This window comes from Corticicoccus populi, assembly GCF_042686195.1.
Classification (GTDB): domain Bacteria; phylum Bacillota; class Bacilli; order Staphylococcales; family Salinicoccaceae; genus Corticicoccus; species Corticicoccus populi.
Genome location: NZ_JBHUOQ010000001.1, coordinates 1,362,062 through 1,383,341 on the forward strand (window position 1 = coordinate 1,362,062; position 21,280 = coordinate 1,383,341).

26 protein-coding genes and 1 riboswitch are annotated in these 21,280 nt (G+C 40.9%); of the genes, 9 read left to right on the plus strand and 17 right to left on the minus strand.

The genetic code is table 11. The features are described from left to right. The first annotated feature begins 13 nt into the window (after positions 1-13). Genes rpsN through ACFSX4_RS06800 form a run of 4 tightly spaced genes read left to right on the plus strand, consistent with a single transcriptional unit; the run spans position 14 to position 3,632 of the window. Entirely contained in the window at positions 14-283 is a 270-nt protein-coding gene (gene rpsN / locus ACFSX4_RS06785) for a 30S ribosomal protein S14 (RefSeq protein ID WP_377772850.1), read from the plus strand. Positions 284-295: 12 nt separating this feature from the next. Continuing rightward, complete coding sequence (locus ACFSX4_RS06790) at positions 296-1,249, plus strand: CobW family GTP-binding protein (protein WP_377772852.1); 954 nt, start codon at positions 296-298, stop codon at positions 1,247-1,249. A gap of 24 nt (positions 1,250-1,273) precedes the next feature. Continuing rightward, positions 1,274-2,473: a GTP-binding protein gene (locus ACFSX4_RS06795; RefSeq protein WP_377772854.1), complete on the plus strand. Its 1,200-nt coding sequence runs from the start codon at positions 1,274-1,276 to the stop codon at positions 2,471-2,473. Continuing rightward, a complete protein-coding gene (locus ACFSX4_RS06800) occupies positions 2,466-3,632 on the plus strand; it encodes a GTP-binding protein (protein ID WP_377772856.1) in 1,167 nt (388 codons plus the stop codon). Before ACFSX4_RS06795 ends, ACFSX4_RS06800 begins: the two co-directional genes overlap by 8 nt. A gap of 560 nt (positions 3,633-4,192) precedes the next feature. On the opposite strand, the gene sufB is transcribed toward ACFSX4_RS06800, so the two are convergent. From sufB to ACFSX4_RS06865, 13 genes are all read right to left on the minus strand, one after another. Beyond that, positions 4,193-5,590: a Fe-S cluster assembly protein SufB gene (gene sufB / locus ACFSX4_RS06805; protein WP_377772858.1), complete on the minus strand. Its 1,398-nt coding sequence runs from the start codon at positions 5,588-5,590 to the stop codon at positions 4,193-4,195. Between the two features lie 18 nt (positions 5,591-5,608). Then, entirely contained in the window at positions 5,609-6,049 is a 441-nt protein-coding gene (gene sufU / locus ACFSX4_RS06810; RefSeq protein WP_377772860.1) for a Fe-S cluster assembly sulfur transfer protein SufU, read from the minus strand. Next, positions 6,039-7,259: a cysteine desulfurase gene (locus ACFSX4_RS06815; RefSeq protein WP_377772862.1), complete on the minus strand. Its 1,221-nt coding sequence runs from the start codon at positions 7,257-7,259 to the stop codon at positions 6,039-6,041. The genes sufU and ACFSX4_RS06815 overlap by 11 nt, the downstream gene beginning before the upstream one ends. 21 nt (positions 7,260-7,280) lie before the next feature. After that, positions 7,281-8,597, minus strand: a complete 1,317-nt coding sequence (gene sufD / locus ACFSX4_RS06820; protein WP_377772864.1) for a Fe-S cluster assembly protein SufD — start codon at positions 8,595-8,597, stop codon at positions 7,281-7,283. Between the two features lie 17 nt (positions 8,598-8,614). After that, positions 8,615-9,397, minus strand: coding sequence for a Fe-S cluster assembly ATPase SufC (gene sufC / locus ACFSX4_RS06825; RefSeq protein WP_377772866.1), 783 nt, complete (start codon positions 9,395-9,397; stop codon positions 8,615-8,617). A 299-nt stretch (positions 9,398-9,696) separates the two neighbouring features. Next, on the minus strand, positions 9,697-10,035 hold the full coding sequence (locus ACFSX4_RS06830) for a DUF4870 domain-containing protein (protein WP_377772868.1): 339 nt from the start codon (positions 10,033-10,035) through the stop codon (positions 9,697-9,699). 134 nt (positions 10,036-10,169) lie between these two features. Next, positions 10,170-11,009, minus strand: a complete 840-nt coding sequence (locus ACFSX4_RS06835; protein WP_377772870.1) for a MetQ/NlpA family ABC transporter substrate-binding protein — start codon at positions 11,007-11,009, stop codon at positions 10,170-10,172. Positions 11,010-11,051: 42 nt separating this feature from the next. Next, positions 11,052-11,744 (minus strand): methionine ABC transporter permease, encoded by a 693-nt coding sequence (locus ACFSX4_RS06840; protein WP_377772872.1) that lies wholly within the window; start codon positions 11,742-11,744, stop codon positions 11,052-11,054. Beyond that, the gene (locus tag ACFSX4_RS06845) at positions 11,737-12,762 is read right to left on the minus strand and encodes a methionine ABC transporter ATP-binding protein (RefSeq protein WP_377772874.1); all 1,026 of its coding nucleotides are present in this window, start codon (positions 12,760-12,762) and stop codon (positions 11,737-11,739) included. The genes ACFSX4_RS06840 and ACFSX4_RS06845 overlap by 8 nt, the downstream gene beginning before the upstream one ends. A 79-nt stretch (positions 12,763-12,841) precedes the next feature. Continuing rightward, positions 12,842-12,941, minus strand: a riboswitch (SAM riboswitch). 53 nt (positions 12,942-12,994) lie between these two features. Beyond that, the gene (locus ACFSX4_RS06850; protein ID WP_377772876.1) at positions 12,995-13,300 is read right to left on the minus strand and encodes a thioredoxin family protein; all 306 of its coding nucleotides are present in this window, start codon (positions 13,298-13,300) and stop codon (positions 12,995-12,997) included. Next, positions 13,248-13,652, minus strand: coding sequence for a toprim domain-containing protein (locus ACFSX4_RS06855; RefSeq protein WP_377772878.1), 405 nt, complete (start codon positions 13,650-13,652; stop codon positions 13,248-13,250). Before ACFSX4_RS06855 ends, ACFSX4_RS06850 begins: the two co-directional genes overlap by 53 nt. A gap of 59 nt (positions 13,653-13,711) precedes the next feature. Continuing rightward, on the minus strand, positions 13,712-14,092 hold the full coding sequence (gene gcvH, locus ACFSX4_RS06860) for a glycine cleavage system protein GcvH (RefSeq protein ID WP_377772880.1): 381 nt from the start codon (positions 14,090-14,092) through the stop codon (positions 13,712-13,714). A 74-nt stretch (positions 14,093-14,166) separates the two neighbouring features. Beyond that, entirely contained in the window at positions 14,167-14,520 is a 354-nt protein-coding gene (locus tag ACFSX4_RS06865) for a Spx/MgsR family RNA polymerase-binding regulatory protein (RefSeq protein WP_377772882.1), read from the minus strand. A 143-nt stretch (positions 14,521-14,663) separates the two neighbouring features. On the opposite strand from ACFSX4_RS06865, the gene ACFSX4_RS06870 reads away from it, so the two are divergent. Beyond that, the gene (locus ACFSX4_RS06870; protein WP_377772884.1) at positions 14,664-14,981 is read left to right on the plus strand and encodes a thioredoxin family protein; all 318 of its coding nucleotides are present in this window, start codon (positions 14,664-14,666) and stop codon (positions 14,979-14,981) included. A gap of 139 nt (positions 14,982-15,120) precedes the next feature. Here the strand turns inward: ACFSX4_RS06870 and aroD are convergent, their stop codons facing one another. From aroD to ACFSX4_RS06890, 4 genes are all read right to left on the minus strand, one after another. Next, complete coding sequence (gene aroD, locus ACFSX4_RS06875; RefSeq protein ID WP_377772886.1) at positions 15,121-15,864, minus strand: type I 3-dehydroquinate dehydratase; 744 nt, start codon at positions 15,862-15,864, stop codon at positions 15,121-15,123. A gap of 93 nt (positions 15,865-15,957) precedes the next feature. Next, the gene (locus tag ACFSX4_RS06880; RefSeq protein ID WP_377772888.1) at positions 15,958-16,374 is read right to left on the minus strand and encodes an organic hydroperoxide resistance protein; all 417 of its coding nucleotides are present in this window, start codon (positions 16,372-16,374) and stop codon (positions 15,958-15,960) included. 85 nt (positions 16,375-16,459) lie between these two features. Further along, complete coding sequence (locus ACFSX4_RS06885; RefSeq protein WP_377772890.1) at positions 16,460-16,804, minus strand: hypothetical protein; 345 nt, start codon at positions 16,802-16,804, stop codon at positions 16,460-16,462. A 169-nt stretch (positions 16,805-16,973) separates the two neighbouring features. Next, complete coding sequence (locus ACFSX4_RS06890; protein ID WP_377772892.1) at positions 16,974-18,128, minus strand: acyl-CoA dehydrogenase family protein; 1,155 nt, start codon at positions 18,126-18,128, stop codon at positions 16,974-16,976. Positions 18,129-18,279: 151 nt separating this feature from the next. Here ACFSX4_RS06890 and ACFSX4_RS06895 point away from each other — a divergent pair, with 151 nt between their 5' ends. The 4 genes from ACFSX4_RS06895 to ACFSX4_RS06910 are packed head-to-tail and all read left to right on the plus strand — an operon-like array spanning position 18,280 to position 21,275. After that, positions 18,280-19,029 (plus strand): amino acid ABC transporter ATP-binding protein, encoded by a 750-nt coding sequence (locus ACFSX4_RS06895; RefSeq protein ID WP_377772894.1) that lies wholly within the window; start codon positions 18,280-18,282, stop codon positions 19,027-19,029. A gap of 12 nt (positions 19,030-19,041) precedes the next feature. Further along, positions 19,042-19,869, plus strand: coding sequence for a transporter substrate-binding domain-containing protein (locus tag ACFSX4_RS06900; RefSeq protein ID WP_377772896.1), 828 nt, complete (start codon positions 19,042-19,044; stop codon positions 19,867-19,869). Continuing rightward, a complete protein-coding gene (locus tag ACFSX4_RS06905; RefSeq protein WP_377772898.1) occupies positions 19,870-20,583 on the plus strand; it encodes an amino acid ABC transporter permease in 714 nt (237 codons plus the stop codon). It begins immediately after the preceding gene. After that, positions 20,583-21,275, plus strand: a complete 693-nt coding sequence (locus ACFSX4_RS06910; RefSeq protein ID WP_377772900.1) for an amino acid ABC transporter permease — start codon at positions 20,583-20,585, stop codon at positions 21,273-21,275. Before ACFSX4_RS06905 ends, ACFSX4_RS06910 begins: the two co-directional genes overlap by 1 nt. Positions 21,276-21,280: the final 5 nt, after the last annotated feature.

A 21,280-nucleotide genomic window follows, 5' to 3' on the forward strand; every position in this document is an offset into this window, starting at 1 on the left:
GAATTAATTTATTATGGCTAAAAAATCAAAAATTACTAAAGCAAAAAAGCGGGAACAACTCGTTGAACAGTACGCTGAGTTAAGAAAGGAACTAAAAGCAAAAGGAGATTACGAAACCCTTCGTAAACTGCCGAGAGATTCTTCACCGACACGTTTAAAAAACCGCTGCGGAGTAACCGGCAGACCACGCGGATATATGCGTAAATTTAATATGTCACGTATTGCTTTCAGAGAGCACGCACATAAAGGACAAATTCCAGGCGTGAAAAAATCCAGCTGGTAAGGAGGCATTTCATTGACTGTACCCGTAACTATCCTGACAGGATTTTTAGGTTCAGGCAAGACGACTATGCTTAACAGGCTGTTAGAAGAAAGTGTATCTGAAAATACTGCCGTTATCATTAATGAATTCGGTGATACGTCCATCGACAGCCACCTTGTCATACCGACTAAAGAAGAAATTATAGAAATCAACAGTGGATGTATATGCTGTAACGTCCGTCAGGATTTAATTACACTGCTTCAGAATATTAACATCGAAAATAAGAATATTGACCGTGTGATTATCGAAACTACCGGTCTCGCAGACCCCGCCCCTGTCATCCAGACTTTTCTTATGAAAGAAAGTATCTCACATGCTTATGAAATTGACAGTGTTATCACTATGATTGATGGAAAACATATCGTCAGGCATCTTTATGAGGATGAGGTAAAATCACAGATTGCATTTGCGGACACTATGATTATTAACAAAATAGATTTAATTGATGAAGCTGAACTGTTGGCACTGAAACATACCCTTTTTAATATGAACCGAACCGCAGAGGTTTTCACGGCTGAATATGGAAGTGTTCACGTTAACCATCTGATGAACAGGTATACATTTAATTTAAATCATGTTCTTGAAATTGCACCTGATCTCGCGGATAACAGCTATCACCATCATCATAATAACGAAATCATTTCAGTCGTTCTTAAAGTAAAAGAACCGCTTGATATGGAAAAGGTGAATCAATGGCTCGGGTATTTCGTGACTTTTAAGGGAGAAAGCCTGTACAGGTATAAAGGCATTTTAAATGTTGCCGACACAAATCGGAAAATTGTCTTTCAAGGGGTTCACATGACATTTGCAGGCATGGATGGGCCCTTATGGACAGAAAAAGAAGACAGACAAAGTGAAATCGTATTTATCGGTAAAGGCTTGGATAGTGAGAGTTTGAATCAATGGCTCCAATACTGTCTGGCCTGAATTTATTCCAGGAGGTTTTATTTAATGGGACAAATCCCTGTAACAGTATTAAGCGGCTATTTAGGTGCCGGAAAAACAACATTATTAAATCATGTACTGCATAATCGTGACGGTTTAAAAGTAGCTGTTATTGTAAATGACATGAGTGAAGTCAATATTGATGCAGAACTGGTAGAAACAGAAGGCGGGTTTTCCCGTACAGAAGAAAAAATGGTGGAGATGTCCAATGGATGTATCTGCTGCACATTACGTGAAGATTTACTTGTTGAAGTTGAAAAACTTGCAGCTAAAGGAGAGTTTGACCATATTCTTATTGAATCCTCAGGTATCAGTGAACCGATTCCTGTTGCACAGACATTTTCCTATATTGACGAAACAATGGGTATTGATTTAACACGGTACTGCAGACTCGATACGATGGTGACTGTCGTCGATGCCAATCGTTTCTGGCATGATTTCGGATCCGGGGAAACACTCATAGACAGAAGCCAGGGAATCAGCGAAGCGGATGACAGAAATATCGCTGACCTTTTACTCGACCAGATTGAATTTTGTAATGTTTTGCTTTTAAACAAAATCGATTTAGTGGAAGAACAACACTTAAAACAACTGGAAGATGTAATCAAAAGACTGCAGCCGGAAGCAAAAATTATACGAACGGAACACAGTAAAGTAAATCCAAAAGATATATTGAATACCGGAATGTTTAACTTTGAAAAAGCGAGCGAATCTGCGGGGTGGCTTAAAGAATTGACTGCAGGTGTCGAGAATCACACGCCTGAAACTGAAGAGTACGGTATCGGATCCTTTGTTTTTTACAGCTCAATCCCTTTCCATGCTGAGCGGTTCGCTTCATGGTATCAGGCACTTCCGGAAAATATTGTCCGCGCCAAAGGAGTGATATGGTGTGCAACGCATAACGACATGGCTCTTTTATTCTCACAGGCCGGACCGTCTGTTGAAGTCAGACCGTTATCCTATTGGGTGGCTTCCCTTCCTGAATCACAAATAAATGATATTTTATCTGCAAACCCTGAAGTCAAAGCAGCATGGGATAAAGACTACGGCGACCGGCACACGAAAATGGTGTTCATCGGTACAGACCTTGATCAGGAAGAGATTACTGAAGAACTAAATCACTGTCTGATGAGTCCTTCTGAAATGCAGTCGGACTGGTCGGAACTTAAAAATCCTTTCCCATGGAAGGTGAATCAAAATGTCTGAAAAAATTCCAGTTACTGTCCTGAGCGGTTTTCTTGGAGCTGGAAAAACCACCCTGTTAAATCATTTACTCAAAAACCAGGACGGACTTAAGATCGCAGTGATTGTTAATGACATGAGTGAAATTAATATTGATGCCAGACTTGTTAAAGACGGCGGTCTGATTCAGACCGATGAACAAATGATTGAAATGACCAACGGCTGTATATGCTGTACATTACGAGAAGATTTAATTACAGAATTAAAAAAACTCGCACAGCTCGATATTGATTATGTATTAATTGAGTCAAGCGGTGTATCAGAGCCTATACCTGTTGCACAAAGTTTTACTTATGAAGATGCGGAGCTCGGCATTGATTTAAACCGGTATTTTACACTCGATACTATGGTAACTGTTGTCAATTCTGAACAGTTTTTTAATGATTACCATTCTGAAGACCTTCTGTCTAATCGGAATTTACAAGTCGATGATGAAGATGAGCGTGGAATTGTTGATTTACTAGTAGATCAAATTGAATTTGCGAATATCATTTTATTGAATAAAACAGATTTAATTTCCGGGGAAGAACTGGATGCAGTAAAAGCATTACTGAGAAAACTTAATCCGGAAGCGGAAATTATTCCTGTTAAATATGGCAGGATTGAACCAATGAAAGTATTGAATACAAAACAATTTGATTTTGACGCTGTTAGTATGAGTCCGGGTTGGATTAAAGAGTTAAATGAAGAACATATACCCGAAACAGAAGAATACGGCATCAGTTCATTTGTTTATCGAAGAAAACAACCGTTCCATCCGGAACGATTGAACCAGTGGCTTAAGAGCTGGCCGTCTGAGATTTTGAGAGCGAAAGGATTTTTCTGGGTCGCAACAAGGAAAGATACTGCCTGTCTCTTATCGCAGGCAGGTTCAATGGTAACACTGGAAAATGCAGGACACTGGCTTGTTGCTGAAGATGAAAACACCTTGTCTTCACTGAAACAAGATGACCCAGAACTATTTGAAGAATGGGATGAAACATTCGGCGACAGAATCACAGAACTCGTGTTTATCGGAAGCGGGATGGACAAGGAGAAAATCGTATCTTCCCTTGATGACTGCCTGGTAACAGAAGAAGAATACTCAAACCCTGATTCGTTATCGGACCCACTTCCGCTTTAGTAGTTTAAGTTTAATATGATTGAGCCCTCAGCAGTAGTGAGGGCTTTTTCAGTTAATGTAACTATAGTGTTTTTTATAATCTACTTCACGAGAAGGCATTTTAATTTATTATTTATAGATGAGGATGGCATAATGCGATTCAGTTCTTCGCTATTTTTTATTCTGTGGCGTTTTTGCACCGAAAATGCTACAGATTCGTTGGTACACCCATATCTGTGGCGCAATGCGATACAGTTCTCCAACATTCATCATTCTGTAGCGTTTCCGCACCGAAAATGCTACAGATTCGTTGGTACACCCACATCTGTGGCACAATGCGATACAGTTCGTCGATATTCTTTATTCTGTAGCGTTTCCGCACCTAAAATGCCACAGATTTATCAATACACTCTCACCTGTGGCACAACACGCTACAGGTCTCCAACATTCAATCATTCTGGAGCGTTCCCACACTCAAAATGCTACAGACTCGTCAACATACCCACATCTGTGGCACTTCACCACAACAAAACCAAAAAAACTCCTGCCACAAGTGTGACAGGAGCAAGAATTCAAATATATTACCCGATAGATCCTTCCATCTCAAATGAGATTAGACGGTTCATTTCTACCGCATATTCCATTGGAAGTTCTTTTGTGAATGGCTCGATGAAGCCCATAACGATCATTTCTGTCGCTTCTTCTTCACCAATACCACGGCTCATGAGATAAAATAACTGTTCTTCTGATACTTTGGAAACTTTCGCTTCGTGTTCAAGAGAAATGTTATCGTTTAAAATCTCATTGTATGGAATTGTGTCTGAAGTAGACTCATTATCCATAATCAGAGTATCACACTCGATGTTTGAACGCGCACCTGTTGCTTTTCTGCCGAAGTGAACTTGTCCACGGTATGATACTTTACCGCCGCCTTTAGCGATGGATTTAGATACAATTGTTGAAGATGTGTTTGGTGCAAGGTGAATCATTTTTGCACCTGCATCCTGCAGCTGACCTTTACCTGCAAGTGCGATGGACAATGTCATACCACGTGCGCCTTCTCCTTTAAGGAAAACAGCAGGGTATTTCATTGTTATTTTAGATCCCATGTTACCGTCAATCCATTCCATTGTACCGTTCGCATCAACGAATGTACGTTTTGTAACCAGGTTGTATACGTTTCTAGCCCAGTTCTGGATTGTTGTATAACGGCAGTATGCATCTTTTTTAACAATAATTTCAACAACAGCTGAGTGCAGTGAATTTGTTGTATAAACCGGTGCAGTACAACCCTCAACATAGTGTACGCTTGAACCTTCATCACAGATGATTAAAGTACGCTCAAACTGTCCCATGTTTTCTGAGTTAATACGGAAGTAAGCCTGTAAAGGTGTATCAAGCTTAACTCCCGGCGGGCAGTAAATAAATGATCCGCCGGACCATACTGCAGAGTTCAATGCCGCAAATTTATTGTCGGAAGGCGGTATTACTGTTGCCCAGTACTCTCTGAACAGGTCTTCATTTTCACGAAGTGCAGAGTCAGTATCTTTAAAGATAACACCCTTATCTTCAAGGTCCTGTTCCATATTATGATAAACAACTTCTGATTCATACTGTGCAGAAACACCTGCAAGGTATTTTTGCTCTGCTTCTGGAATACCCAGTTTATCAAATGTTAATTTGATTTCTTCAGGTACTTCGTCCCATGAGCGTTCTGTTTTTTCAGAAGGTTTTACGTAGTACGTGATTTCGTCAAAGTTCAGTTCGGATAAGTCTCCGCCCCAAACCGGCATCGGCATTTTATAGAAATGCTCCAATGATTTCAAACGGAAATCAAGCATCCACTCGGGCTCTTCTTTCATCTTAGAGATTTCTCTTACAATCTCTTCTGTTAATCCACGGTCTGAACGGAAAATCGAAACGTCCTCATCATGGAAACCATATTGGTATTCTCCGATATCCGGCGCTTGTTTAGCCATATTCGTCACTCCTTATTATTATTTACTCTCTGATTCTTTTACACCTTTTTCAAGTGCTTTCCAAGTTAGTGTTGCACATTTTATGCGTGCTGGGAATTGGCTTACACCAGAGAGCGCTTCAATATCCCCGTCTTCTTCCGGAATATTATAATCTTCCCCCAGCATCATCTTGCTGAATTCATCACCAATCGATAATGCCTCATCAAGTGTCTTTCCTTTTATCGCTTCTGTCATCATTGATGCACTGGACATAGATATAGAGCAGCCTTCTCCATCGAATCTTGCATCTTTAACAACATTACCGTCAACATCAAGTGTTAAACGGATTCTGTCACCACAGGTCGGGTTGTTCATATCGACAGTTAAAGTGCCATCTTCAATAACCCCTTTGTTTCTGGGATTCTTATAATGATCCATAATTACAGATCGATACAGTTGATTCAGATTGTTAAAATTCATAAGAGAAAAACTCCTTCGTACGTTTAAGCCCCTCGATAAATATATCTATCTCTTCTTTTGTGTTATAAATATAAAAACTTGCTCTGGCTGTGGCAGATACACCAAGCCACTTCATCAGCGGCTGAGCGCAGTGATGCCCGGCTCTGACAGCGACACCTTCAGAATCCAGCGCTGTTGCAAGGTCATGCGGGTGAACATCTTCCAGATTAAAAGTGATTAATCCGGCACGTTCTTTCGGACCGTAAATTTCAATACCGTCAATCTCTGACATTCTGTCATATGCATACTTTGTCAGTTCCTGTTCATAATTTAAAATATGATCCGGACCGATTGACTCTATATAATCGATTGCAGCGGCAAGACCGACAGCTTCAGCAATCATCGGTGTGCCTGCTTCAAACTTCACCGGAAGGTCAGTCCATGTGGACTCATACATACCGACAAAGTCTATCATATCTCCACCATACTCTACAGGCTCCATTTCATCAAGCAATTGCGCCTTTCCATACAGTACGCCTATGCCGGTCGGACCAAGCATTTTATGCCCGCTGAAGGCATAAAAATCAACACCTAAATCCTGAACATCAACCTTCATATGGGGAACAGCCTGGGCACCGTCAACGCTGATATATGCATCATTTTGATGTGCTGTTTCCGCAATACGTTTTATATCATTAATTGTACCAAGTACATTTGATACATGTGCTACAGCTACAATTTTTGTTTTTTCATTAATTACAGATTCCAGACTCTCTATCTTGATTGAGCCGTCGCTCTCAAGCGGAATAAAGACCAGGCGGGCATTTTTACGCTTGGCAAGCTCCTGCCAGGGAACAATATTCGCATGATGCTCCATTTCAGTTACAACGATTTCATCGCCTTCTTCAATGACTGCATCACCAAAACTGCGTGCAACGAGATTAATCGATGCCGTAGTTCCACGAGTAAAGACAATCTCTTCAAATCTTTGTGCATTGATAAAGCTTCTGACTTTCATTCGTGCCTGCTCATACTGATCTGTCGCCTTTGTACCCAGTGTATGAACACCGCGGTGAACATTCGAGTTATATTCTCTATAATAATCATTCATCGCATCAATCACCTGCACGGGTGACTGACTGGTTGCAGAAGTATCAAGATAGACTAAGTCTTTGCCGTTCACTTTTTGATCAAGTATAGGGAAGTCTTTTCTAATGTCCGCTGTGTTCATTTGGAAAAACCCCTTTAATACTTATTTGGATAATACTTTAAGTTCAATTACTTCTCTAAGCTGGTTTTTTACTGACTCAATCGGAAGTTCTCTTACCACAGGATCAAGGAATCCGTGGATGACAAGTCTTTCCGCTTCTTTTTGTGAAATACCGCGGCTCATCAGGTAGAACAATTGAATTGGATCTACTCTGCCGACTGAAGCAGCGTGACCTGCAGTCACATCGTCTTCGTCAATCAGAAGAATAGGGTTCGCGTCACCACGGGCTTTTTCGCTCAGCATCAGTACACGTGATTCCTGCTGTGCATCACTTCTTGTACCGCCGTGTTTAATATGACCGATACCGTTAAAGATACTTGACGCACTGTCTTTCATTACACCGTGCTTCAGAATATGTCCGACACTGTCTTTACCGTACTGAACAATTTCAGTCGTGAAGTTCAATGTCTGGTTACCGCGTCCGACTACAACTGTCTTCAAGTCAGATGAAGAATTGTCGCCGATCAGGTAAGTGGTATTGTCATTAATTACATTTGAATCATTCATCAGGCCGAGTGCCCAGTCAACTGTCGCATCACGGTATACTACACCGCGTCGGTTAATATAACCCGTCATACCGGCAGCAAGGAAGTCCACTGTACCGTATGTGATTTTAGCATTATCATTCGCAATCACTTCTGAAATGATATTGATCTGTTCTTTGGATTCTTCCACTTCTGAAAGGTAGCTTTCAACATAAGTCAATTCACTGCCCTCTTCAGCAACAATCAGTACATGGTTGAATAAAGAAGCCTCCTCATTATCATGAAGTACAATCATCTGAACAGGATCCGGCACCTGAACATTTTTCGGAACATAAACAAACAGTCCGCCGTTCAGCATTGCCGCATGGAATGCCGCCAGTTTATGGTCATCAATCTTCACGCCGTCTGTCATGAAGTATTTTCCGACCAGTTCAGGATGGTTGTGTGACGCTTCAATAATGTTTTCGATGATTACACCCTGCTCCTGAAGCTCGTCTGAGACCTGAAGATAAGCAGGTGTATTATTGTGCTGTACATAGATGTTTTTAGTGTTATCAATATCCACTAAGTTCTTAACAGCTTCAGGAAGTTCTTCCAAGCTGTCGTATACCGGGCTGTCTACAACCGGTTTGGATACTGTGAAAAAGTCCCACTTTGTAATTTTAGTCTTGTCAGGTTTCGGCATCTCAAGACTTTCAAATTTATCGAGTGCTTCTTTTTTCTTACTGATTAATAGTTCAGACTCACCGCGTTCAGTAGCACGGTTGATGACTTCATCAGCATTTATATGGAATTCATGTGATTCAGTAGTCATTAAAGATCCTCCTGTCTTTATTTTTCAGATTCGATTGTCATATCCTCAATACCAAGTTCTTCTTTAATCCAGTCGTAACCTTCAGCTTCAAGGCGTTCAGCAAGCTCTTTACCGCCGGATTTAACAACACGGCCTTTCATCATTACGTGAACGTAGTCAGGCGTGATGTAGTTCAGAAGTCTTTGGTAGTGTGTAATAATCAATGATCCGAAGTCATCTCCGCGAAGTTCGTTGATACCTTTGGATACAACTTTAAGTGCGTCAATATCAAGACCGGAGTCGATTTCATCAAGAATACCGAATTTAGGCTCAAGCATCATTAATTGAAGAATTTCATTACGCTTCTTCTCCCCGCCTGAGAAACCTTCGTTTAAATAACGAGTAGACATGTCTAAATCCATTTCAAGGAATTCCATGTTTTTATCTAATTTTTTGATGAACTGCATCAATTTGATTTCATCGCCCTCTTCACGCTGTGCATTAATTGCAGAGCGGAGGAAGTCAGAGTTTGTAACACCTGAAATTTCTGAAGGGTACTGCATACCAAGGAATAAGCCGGCCTGTGCACGCTCGTCAACTTCCATTTCAAGCACATCTTCACCGTCAAGAAGTACTTCACCTTTAGTTACTTCATAACGCGGATGACCCATGATTGCCTGTGCCAAAGTTGATTTTCCGGTACCGTTTGGTCCCATTACAGCGTGAATTTCACCTTGTTTTATAGTAAGGTCCACACCTTTTAATATTTCTTTACCGTCGATTTCGACATGTAGATTTTTGATCTCTAAAACAGAAGTCATTTACTAATCCTCCAATAAGAATTTTTGTTTTTTCATACTTTACTTAGTTTATAATAATTCTAAATTATAGTCAAAGTCTCACAGCATGAATATTAAAATAACACTTTTATATTATAACGTAAATAACAGGTGCTTAAAAGGGAATAAACCTCATAAAATCACGTTTAATCCCTTTATTTAAGATATTTTACCGTTGTATAAAAATATCTTAAAATACGCGTACACATAATTATTTTTCTCACTTTATAAATAATCATTATCATTAAAACAGCCCGGCAGTTATGCCGGGCATGCAGTCATTATTTTATAATGTCCAAAGTAAACGGCGGTTTGTACATCTCACCATTCAGGGACTTAATAATTCCGATTACGATAAATACATATGTCAGTACAGTAATAATCGGGCCTAGCACAAAACCGATTAATATCACTGTAGTCAGCCATGCAATGAAATTATAAATTGTAAACGACAAACCGAAGTTCGCAACGTTCCTTAATGCTTCCGCTGTTCTCGGGTCATCATCTTTTTTCACTGCCCATAAAATCAGCGGTCCGACTACCAATGTAAAAATCGCCAGTATATAAGACACTAATGCAATCGAACTGTCGAAACTTTTTTCCTCATTAAATTCATTCACTTTAATACACCTCTTTTCAGTCATTATCCCACTCAATATTCACCCTGATTATAACACCAGGATATATCAATATACAAATTTTACACTCCCGGGTCAATTAAAAAAACGCCGAATCAACGACGTTTTTAAGACTTTTATTCAGCGGGAATTACTGCACCGTCATAATTTTCTTCGATGAACTGTTTAATTTCATCCCCTTGAAGTACTTCAACCAGCTTTTGAATATCTTCTCTGTCTTCATCACCGGCACGAACTGCGATTAAGTTCGCATACGGGGAATCTCCGTCTTCAAGTACGATAGAATCTTCAAGAGGATTTAAACCGCCGTCAAGTGCAAAGTTGGAGTTGATAATTACAGCAGGCGCTTCATTATTATTGTACATTTCTACAAGAAGTTCCGGTGCTGTCTGGTTATTGAACTCAAAGTTATGCGGGTTTTCTGTAATATCATCAAATGTCGCATTCTGAATTTCAATACCCTCTTCAATTTCAACAAGACCTGCATTTACAAAGAATGACAGGAAGCGTCCTTCTTCAGCCGGGTTATTTGAAACAAGAATGGTTGAACCGTCAGGAATGTCTTCCAGTGAATCATAATCATTGGAATAAACCGCCATCGGCTCAATATGAACATTTCCTGCGCTGACCAAATCATAACCGTGGGATTCAATTTCTCCATCCAGGTAAGGCACATGTTGGAAGTAGTTTGCATCCACTTCCTCATCGGCAAGCAGTCTGTTCGGTGTTGTATAATCATTGACAATATTCACTTCAAGATTAATGCCTTCATCCTCAAGAATTGACGCCGCTTCTTCAAGAATCTCTGCATGCGGTGCAGGTGACGCTGCAACAACAAGCTCTGAATCTTCACCGCTGTCTGCTTCTGATTCCGCTGAATCATCAGAACCATTGCCGCAGGCTGCGAGAACTAAAACCAAAACTGATAATGATAAAAAAGATAAAAACTTTTTCATAAAAATAAACCCTTCTTTCCATATAATATATTTATATAATGACTACCGCTTATCCACAGTTTTCGCCAGCAGATCGCCGACAACCTGAATGATGAATACGATAATCAAAATTACTACTGTAGCAACAAGTGTGACATCACTCTGGCTGCGGGTGAAACCAACCATATATGCGAGGTTGCCGAGACCTCCGGCACCAATAACACCGGCAATCGCTGTTGAACCGACCAGCATAATTGCAGTCACTGTAATCCCGGAAATCAGTGCCGGCAGTGACTCCGGAAGCAGTACTTTCCAAATGATTTCCCATGTGCTTGCACCCATCGATTCCGCTGCTTCAATCACACCTTTATCAATTTCCTTAAGGCCAATCTCAACCAGTCTCGCATAGAAAGGCGACGCGCCGATAATCAGTGCCGGCAGTGCACCTTCAACTCCCATTATCGTCCCCATCACCGCTTTAGTCAGCGGAATTAACAGGATGATTAAAATGATAAACGGAATTGCTCTGAACAAGTTGACTATAAACGCTGTGGCACCGTACAACGGCGCACTCAATGTATGCTCACTTTTATTTGAAAGATATAAAATAATACCCAGAATAATTCCGAACAATGCGGTAAAGACTGTTGCGATACCTGTCATATACAGTGTGTCGAGTGTCGCCTCCCACACCACATCCCATCTGACATTTTCAAATGAAAACATTTCAATGAGGTCTTCTCTAAATTCATTCATGTTCTTCCACCTCAACTGTTACCCCTTCAGCACCTAAAGACTCACTTAATGATTTCAGCACTTTATCATCAATATCAAGTGCCACATAAAGGTGTCCGTAGGATTCATTGTTTGTATTTTTAATATTTCCGGATAAAATATTCAAATCCAGGTCGTAGGATTTAATGACTTGTGAGACCACCGGTGTTTTCGATTTAGTTCCCACAAAACCAAGCTTCAAGATTTTAGAATCTGGAAATACCTCTCTCACTTCATCAATTGCGAGTGCAGTCTCTTCATCATTGATGTCATCTTTGACGAACCGTTCTGTCACCGGGTGCCCAGGATTTTGAAAGAGCCTGAGAACAGGACCTGTTTCAACGACTCTGCCTTTTTCCATTACAGCCGCCTGGTCACATATTTTCCGGATAACATGCATTTCATGTGTAATCAATACAATGGTCAGCTGCAGCTCTTTCCGGATTCTCTCAAGCAGTTGAAGTACTTCATCTGTTGTCTCCGGATCCAGTGCACTGGTCGCTTCATCACAAAGCAGTACTTCCGGGTCGTTCGCGAGTGCACGTGCGATACCGACTCTCTGCTTCTGGCCGCCGGAAAGTTCACTCGGATAATTTTTCTCACGCCCGGAAAGACCGACAAGTTCGATTAACTCCTGTGCGCGGCGGCGGCGTTCACTTCTCGGGACCCCTGCAATCTCAAGCGGGAAACTGATATTTTCCTCGACTGTACGGGACCACAGTAAATTAAAATGCTGGAAAATCATTGAGACTTTCTGCCGTTTTTTCCTGAGGGCCTTTTTCGATAGTTGATTGATGGTGTCACCGTCAATCACAATATCACCGGAAGTCGGCACTTCAAGGCCGTTCAATAAACGAATCAGCGTCGATTTCCCTGCACCGGAATAGCCGATGATACCAAATATTTCACCTTTTTTAATCGTTAAAGAAACGTCATCAACTGCTGTAATATTGATATTTTTAGTACTGAAAATCTTACCGGCATTTTTAACATCTATCATATGTCTTCATCCAAACTATATAAATTTAACAATAAAAGCCTACTCATTTACTATGAAATGAGCAGGCTTTTATTTACGCCCCTCATCTTCGAATGTAAAATTCAGTGAATTGGCACCTTGTCTTTCTGACGGTTGCCGTGGCTTCAACGGGCACTTCCCTCCACCACTCTCGATAAGAGTTCCTTCTATTGAATTGTCATTATATTATCATCACCGAGTAATATAGTCAACATTATTTTTGTAATATTTCCACCAGCTTTGTGACTGATTCGAATGCATAGACGGAACGAATCAATTCTCCCCGCTCGAACACGAGAAGTGCCGGTGCTGATTGAACATGAAATTCATTGATAAACGCCTCATGATAATTCAAATCAACCGGTGTATATTCAAATCCGACCACTTCTTTCGCAACATTCAGCATCCGTTCTGCAATCTGACAGTTTGCACAAATCGGTGCATATCCGAATACTATCACTCTGTCTTCAGATTGTATAAGATTGTATAAGTCCCTGGTATCCAACTCTTGCTTCATCATAATACTTACCTCTCAAAAATCCGGGTTTCACTTGAAACCCCTGACGGTGCAGTACACCTGCCAGATAATCCTTTGGACATCTTGCCACTGCACCGAATTTCGGATCAATATAAATATGTTTACTTTCACTTAAATGCTTTTTAAACCACTGACGTATTTTCTGTCCCTCTTTATCTGCATCAGACAATATATAAATATCAGATACTGCAATCTGATCCAGTATATTATCAAGCTTTGACACACCCATTGTACCAAAAGTACAGATGATTTGAACAGGTTCTGCTATGACACTCTCCACGCGGCATTTGTCACTCTTACCTTCAACAATAATTACTTTTTCAGAAAGATACATATTTATCCCTCCAGTCATTATATAAAGAAAACCCCGGACATCCGCCCGGAGTTGATATATTACGCACCCGTCATTTCATCGTATGCGTCTGCATCCATAAGACCGTCAAGCTGTGATTCATTTGTCAGTTCAACTTTAATCATCCATGCGCCTTCATAAGGTGATTCATTAACAAGTTCAGGGCTGTCTTCCAATTCTTCATTCACTTCAATGATTTTACCATCAACCGGTGCATAAAGTTCAGATACTGTTTTCACAGATTCAACACTGCCGAAAGATTCTCCCTGTGTTACGTTATCATCTGTTTCAGGAAGCTCAACAAATACGATATCCCCGAGTTCAGATTGTGCGAATTCAGTGATACCGATTGTTGCGGTATTCCCTTCAACTTTCACCCATTCATGGTCTTCTGAGTATTTAAATTCTTTTGGTGCTGCCACGATTAAAACCTCCCCGTATATTATATACACATCTATAATGACACAAATTTAAACATTTTAGCAAGATATTTTGATCAGCGGACTGCCGCTTCGTATGCTTCTTCCTTGAAACCTAAAACTACAGTATCATCAGTAACAAGAAGCGGTCTTTTAATCAGCATGCCGTCGCTTGAAAGAAGCTCGAGTTTCTCATCAAGTGTCATATCGTCGAGTGTTTCTTTTAACCCGAGATCTTTAAATTTTTTACCGCGTTTATTGAAAAAGTCATCCACTGAGTAGTCCGACTGCTCAATGATTCCTTTCAGCGTATCTGCACCTGGGGGATTTTTCACCATGTCATGTGCTGTAAAGTCTATACCACTGCCGCTCAAATATTTTTTCCCTTTCCGGCATGTCGTACATTGTGGATATTCATAAAGTGTAATCATGATTTACCTCCGTGTGTTTAGTTACTTTAATTATACATGACTGATACATTCATACGAAGTATTTTTCAAAAATGCATGCAGATTTATTTTAGAACGGATTGATGGTAGACTGATATCATATAATATACTGGAGGTCAGGATTTATGGAACCTATTAAAACATATGAAGATTTTACAGAAAAAATAAACGGCAGTGACAAAATCGTCGTTAAATTCTTTGCAGACTGGTGCCCGGATTGTACACGCATGAACATGTTTATCCCGCCGATCTTGGAAGAATTTAATTATGTCAACTGGTACGAAATTAACCGTGATGAAGTTGAACAGCCTGCACTCGACTACGATGTGATGGGTATACCAAGCCTTCTCATCTTCCAAAATGGGGAAAAGCTCGGCCACCTGCATTCTGCAAATGCAAAAACTCCTGAAGATGTACGTGAGTTTCTGCAGCAGAACCTGTAATATTATATAAATATTATTAACGATAAATAAAGGATACATGACTGAAAAATCAGCCATGTATCCTTTTCTTAATCAATACCGCTATCTTCTTTTGAAAGTCTCAACGATACTTCTTTACATCAATTGAAACAGCGCACTACTATTCATACGCAGACAGCGCCTGACGGATTTTTTCGGCATGCACCTGCCCGGGTGCCGCAGTTTCAGCCACATAGCCGTATGTCATGCATGAACCGAACGTACCGCCCGCAAGTCTCGTAATCATACCCGTTTCCCCCATTGAAATACCGACTATTTTACTGCCGACAGCGGACTTTGCAGAGGCAACAACACTCATCACATTTAAAGTATCATTTTCATTCTGTGGTGCATATGCCACTTTTAAAATATCGCCGCCCGCACGGTCCATCCGGTACAAAAGCTTCTGCATTTCTTCAATCAGCGGTGTACGCGTAAAATCATGATTGCTGAGCAGTACTTTAACTTCTCTTTTTCCTGCTCTGTCGATTAAGTCCGCTGTAATGTCTTCATCTGTTAAAAACTCTATATCCACTAAATCAATGCTGCACTCCTCTATCACACGTTTTAAAAGTGCATAATAGTCTTCTTTTGAGCGTCTGCCGTCGCCGCCCTCCCGAAAAGAGCGGTATGTATAAATGACAGGGCATTCAGAAAAAGCCTGAATGATTTCATTCACAGCATTTATATGGGCATCATCCTGCAGTTCATCAAAATAATCCGCCCTAATCTCAAGAATATCAAAAGATTCCCTGAACTGTTCAAAATACCGTGCAGCATCCGCTGCACCGTGGTGTGTATCTTTTGAGGTCGATACAACAATTTTCGGCGCCCCTGTTCCTAATTCAATGTTTTTCACCTGCATGACTACACCTCTTCCATGTATTACTGCTATATTATACAGGATTCTATTCATAATAAAAGAAGACACCCTGTCGGATGCCTTCTGATCTGAAAACTATTGGATGACTTCTACACTTAAGCTGACATCAACATTGCCGCTGACCGCTTTTGAATACGGGCAGAAATTGTGTGCCTGTTCCAAATACTGATTTGCATCATCTTGTGACATATTTTTCACTTTCGCATGAATGTCCACTTCAAGTTTCGGACTCTCTGCATTCTCATCATCCACAAGACGCACTGTCAAAGTCACTTCCGGCTCTGCATCACGCACGCCGCCTTTTTTAATCATTAAGTCAAATGCACCGTTAAAGCAGGATGCATACCCGGCAGCAAATAACTGCTCCGGATTTGTACCGTCACCCTTCTGATCCGGCGGCAGAATCGCTGTGTCAATCGCTTTATCATCCGTCACTACGTGTCCTTTACGTCCGCCGGTATTTGTTGCGCTTGTTTCATATTTTACTGCCATTACATTTTCCTCCTTAATTAATGTCTCACTCATGTTTTACCCGGGTTCAATATGTTTTAATCATAGATTTTTTCTGTTTCTTATTTTAATCATTCTCCTGGTCGAGCTTCTCTTTTTTTATCAGCTGTGCAACACCGCCTAAAAGAAGTGTCAGCATCAGACCGATACCGCTCAGTAAATAAAGAAGCATAAACATTTCAGAAAAGCCGTTTGCGGGTGTATAGTTCACTTCAATCGAAGTCGGCAGCAGTATCACGACACTCGTATACAGCGCTTCAGTAAAGCGCATCCCTTCTGTATTCATAAAGAAAATCACACCGCTGATAATAATAATGATTAACATAAACAACAGTGCACGGAGTGTTTCATTTTTTAATATACGAACTAAATTTTTTAAGTTTCTGCGTACTGCCAGCAATAATGAGACCATCTTCCTGCTCCATTCCAAATTTTTATTTATAACACATTGCAGCAAATTTTTATATTCGTTACTGCATATACTTCAATATCATTTTATCATACCGGACAGCCCGCTCTCTGTAATAAAAATATTATAAATAAAAATCTCCGAATAACCAGACAGAGCATCCGGCTGTTAGTCAGCTGTTCCGTGAAAGTGACTGTTTAGCCAGATTAATAATAACCATATCATCCATCGGCGGGTTATGAAGACCGGCCCGGACATTACGGTAGTGCCTCTGTAGTTCACTGCTCTCTGATAAACTTTTTGCACCAACCACCCGCATTGAGAGGTCCACTGCTTCAACTGCCTTATTAACTATCGATGTTTTAACTGCACCGAGTTCACCTGACATTTCTGCCCGTTCTTCCTTGGAAGAATCATCCCACTGCCCTGCCACGCTGTAGAGAAAATGTTCTGCTTCCATCAGCATCAGCTCTATTCTTCCAAGTTTCTCCTGTACGTTCGCAAGCTCGGAAATCGTTCCCTCGATACTGTTGGGCGAGTATTCCCCGGCAAATTTAACTGCCGCATTCTGTGCTGCCCGTGCGATTCCGAGGTAACATGCCGGAATATGCAAAAGCCATCCCGAAGGTTCTTTTCTGCCCGGCGTACGGTAAGATACCAGACAGTCCCGGTCTACTTTCACATCCTTCAAGATAAAATCATGACTTCCTGTCGCCCTCATAGCAATTGAATCCCAGGTTTCATCAATACTCACACCATCAAGTGACGTATCGACCAGAAAATTCCCTACTTTGTCAGTTCCGTCAATTGAGGCACTGACAATGCCGTACTTTAATACCGGGGACAGTGTCGCAAATGTTTTACGTCCATTCAATATAAAGTCGTCACCGGATTTATGTGCTGCCGTCTCAGGACGGCCGCCGCGGGTCGGGCTTCCCGTTGCCGGTTCAGTCGCAAGGTTATTCACAAGCGCACCGTTTTGAATCACTTCATCTACTACTGCCCGGTACACTCCGTCATCCCATAACTGTTTTTCACCGGTCTCCATGATGATTCCCATATGCCAGCCCACAGAAAGTGCTGTAGCACCGTCATATCTTGCGATCTTTTCCTGATGCTTCATTAATTCTGTAAGGGAAATACCGTCTCCTCCATATTTTTCAGGAATAGAATATTTAAAATATCCAATACTATTTAACTTTTCTATATTTTCTTTCGGAAATGTAATATTTTCATCATGCATCTGTGATGTTTCTGCAAAAGATTCCGCTGTACGCTGAACCTTCCGCACTCTTTCTTCTGCTGCAGCATCTAACTTTCCTGCCATCAAATTCCTCCTAAATACATTCAAACACCTGATACATATTTTTAAAATCATACGATAATGATAAATCATTAATTCCTATTTGACAACTGGGATATAAACTTTATAATGAATACTAATATTTTAAAATAACTTCTAAAAAGTAGGTGTTTTCTTGTTAGAACTAAATGATTTAACCTTATCTTACAATCAAAAGCCCGTTTTAAATAATATCAGTCTCAACATAGAAAAAGGTGAAGTAGTCAGTTTGATCGGCCCGAGCGGTACAGGAAAAACCAGCTTATTAAGATGTATTAATCTTTTGGAATCCCCGGACAGCGGCTCTATCCGTCTTCTGGATTTAAATATAGATTTTAATTCGGTTTCCAAAAAGGACAAATTGATGCTCAGAAGAAACACCGCAATGGTATTTCAACAGTATAATTTATTCAAAAATAAAACCGTTCTTGAAAATACCATGGAAGCACAGGTTCTGGTTCAAAAGAAATCAAAAGAGGAGGCATATGACAACAGTCTTGTTCAATTAAGCAAGGTCGGTCTGTCAGATAAACTGGACAGCTATCCTTCCGAGTTATCAGGCGGACAGCAGCAGCGTGTCAGTATTGCCCGTGCACTTGCTTTGAATCCTTCCGTGATATTATTCGATGAACCCACCTCTGCACTTGACCCGGAACTTGTCGGAGAAGTATTGAAAACAATCAGTGAAGTGGCTGAAAGCGGCATGACAATCGTTCTTGTGACTCACGAAATGTCATTTGCCAGAGACATCTCCGATACAGTTATTTTCATGGACCAGGGACAGATTGAAGAACAGGGCACCCCGGAACACATTTTCAATCATTCAACGAATCCGCGTACACGGGCTTTTTTAAATAAATTCTACACGCCCGATTTTGTCATTTAAAAGGTGAGACTTATGAAATTATATAAAATAATGATGATAGCCGCCCTGCTGACTGTTTCTGCATGCAGCAGCGAAGATATAGTTGAAGACGATGAACGTGTCGTGAATGTTGCGGTGCCAGCTTCCGAACGGCCGCTCAGCTACACCGGGACAGACGGGGAACTTACCGGCTATGAAGTTGAAATTTTGAAAGCTGTAGATGAAAAGCTCGATGACTATGTTTTTAATATCCAAGGGACAGATGACAGTGCAGCAGAGATAGGTCTTGATACCGGGCAGTACGACATGATTGCTCAAGGATTGATTTTATCCCCGCAGCGTGAAGAATCATATTTAATTCCATCAGAAAGTAACGGCCCAAGTCTGATGAGAATTTATGCCACAGGTCATTTCGCGGATGAAATTAATTCATTAGAGGATCTGACAGATAAAAATATTACGCCGGTGAGCCCTTCAGGAGGCGTATACAACCTTCTTGTTAACTATAATGAAGAACACCCGGATAACGAATTAACGTTCCGAACAACTGACGGCGGCATTCCGACTGCCGGAAGACTGCAGGAGGTGGATTCGGGTGCGTATGATGCACTGATTCAGCCGTCAAACCTGGGACAGCAGGAGATTATGGATATCGCCGGACTGGACCTCCACGTTTCCGATCCAATCGAAATTAATCCGACGTATTTTCTGATTCATGATTCATCTGAAAATGAGCAGTTAAATCATGATGTAGGCAGTGCGATTAAAGAATTAAGAGAAGAAGGAACACTATCGGAACTCTCTGAAGAATTTTACGGTGAAGATATATTGAAATATGAAACAGAGGAAGGCGGGAATTAGATGGACATAAAATACATGATAGAAATACTTCCAAGATTTATATCAGTTATTCCTGTCACTGCATTGATAATAACAGCTGCCGCTGTTCTTGGACTCATTCTGAGTATTGCAGTCACAATAGTGCGCTTGAAAAAAATACCTGTTCTCAGCACCCTTGCTGAAATATATATATCTTTCAGCAGAAGTATCCCGATACTTCTCCAGTTATTTTTGTTTTACTTCGGCCTGCCGGTTTTGTTTCAGCAGTTCGGAATCAATGTCACGGCTGTTGAAGCAGTGTTTGCTGCGGTTCTATGTTTAATCATATATAACGGGGCATATATGTCAGAGATTTTAAGACCTGCCTTTCTATCCCTCGATAGAGGGCAGATGGAAGCGGCGGACAGTCTCGGTTATACACCGTTTCAAAAGTTTAGAAAAATCATCCTGCCGCAGGTTACCCCTGTCGCTCTTCCTGGTATTGGTAATGCCGTCATACACCTGATTCATGATTCATCTCTTGTATTTGCTATCGGTGTTGTCGATATTATGGGACTTGCCAATATTATCGGCGCGGAATCCTACGGCCTGTACCAGCTCGAAGTATTTTTAGCAGTTGCATTGATATACTGGGTGATTTCAATGATTTCCGAGCAAATTATAAAATACCTTGAAAACAGACGAAGCAAATCGATTTCTTATCATCAGAATACAGTTAATGAGGAGGCAAATTAATGGAGCTTTCTTTAATATTCGAAAGTCTTATACAAACTCTCAATGCTGTACCCGGAACATTATTAATGGCTGTGATTATTTTATTCTCTTCATTAATTCTCGGTGCTGTCATTGTATATATCCAGAGCCTGCACATCCCGGTCATTCACCAGATTCTGATTACACTGAAATCATTCATCCGAGGAACGCCGAATGTTGTTTTACTGTTTATTATGTACTATTCATTTCCTTTTGCCGCGGCATGGGTCCTATCTTTTATCAATATTGATATTAACCCGTATCAGATGAGCCCTGTCATCATCGTGATTATTACGTTTACAGTCTGTTATTCAGTATTTCAGTCTGAAATACTCCGCGGGGCGCTGAAGTCCCTTGATTATCATCAGGTGGAGGCGGCGCATTCACTTGGGTACGATACGTTTCAGACATTAAGAAAGGTCATTATTCCCCAGGTACTCAGAGAAGCACTGCCTGATATCGTCAACACACTCCTGTTAATCGTTAAGGCACTGTCCCTTGCCTTCCTGGTTACCGTAGTAGACATTTTTGCACAGGCAAGACTGACCGGCGCAGAGAATTTCAGCTATCTGGAATCCTTTTTCGCTGCCGTTCTAATTTACTGGATTCTCGGCGGTTTAATTACCACATTTTCAAACAGGATCGAAAAAAAGCTGAACCGCGGTCAGTATTAAAATGA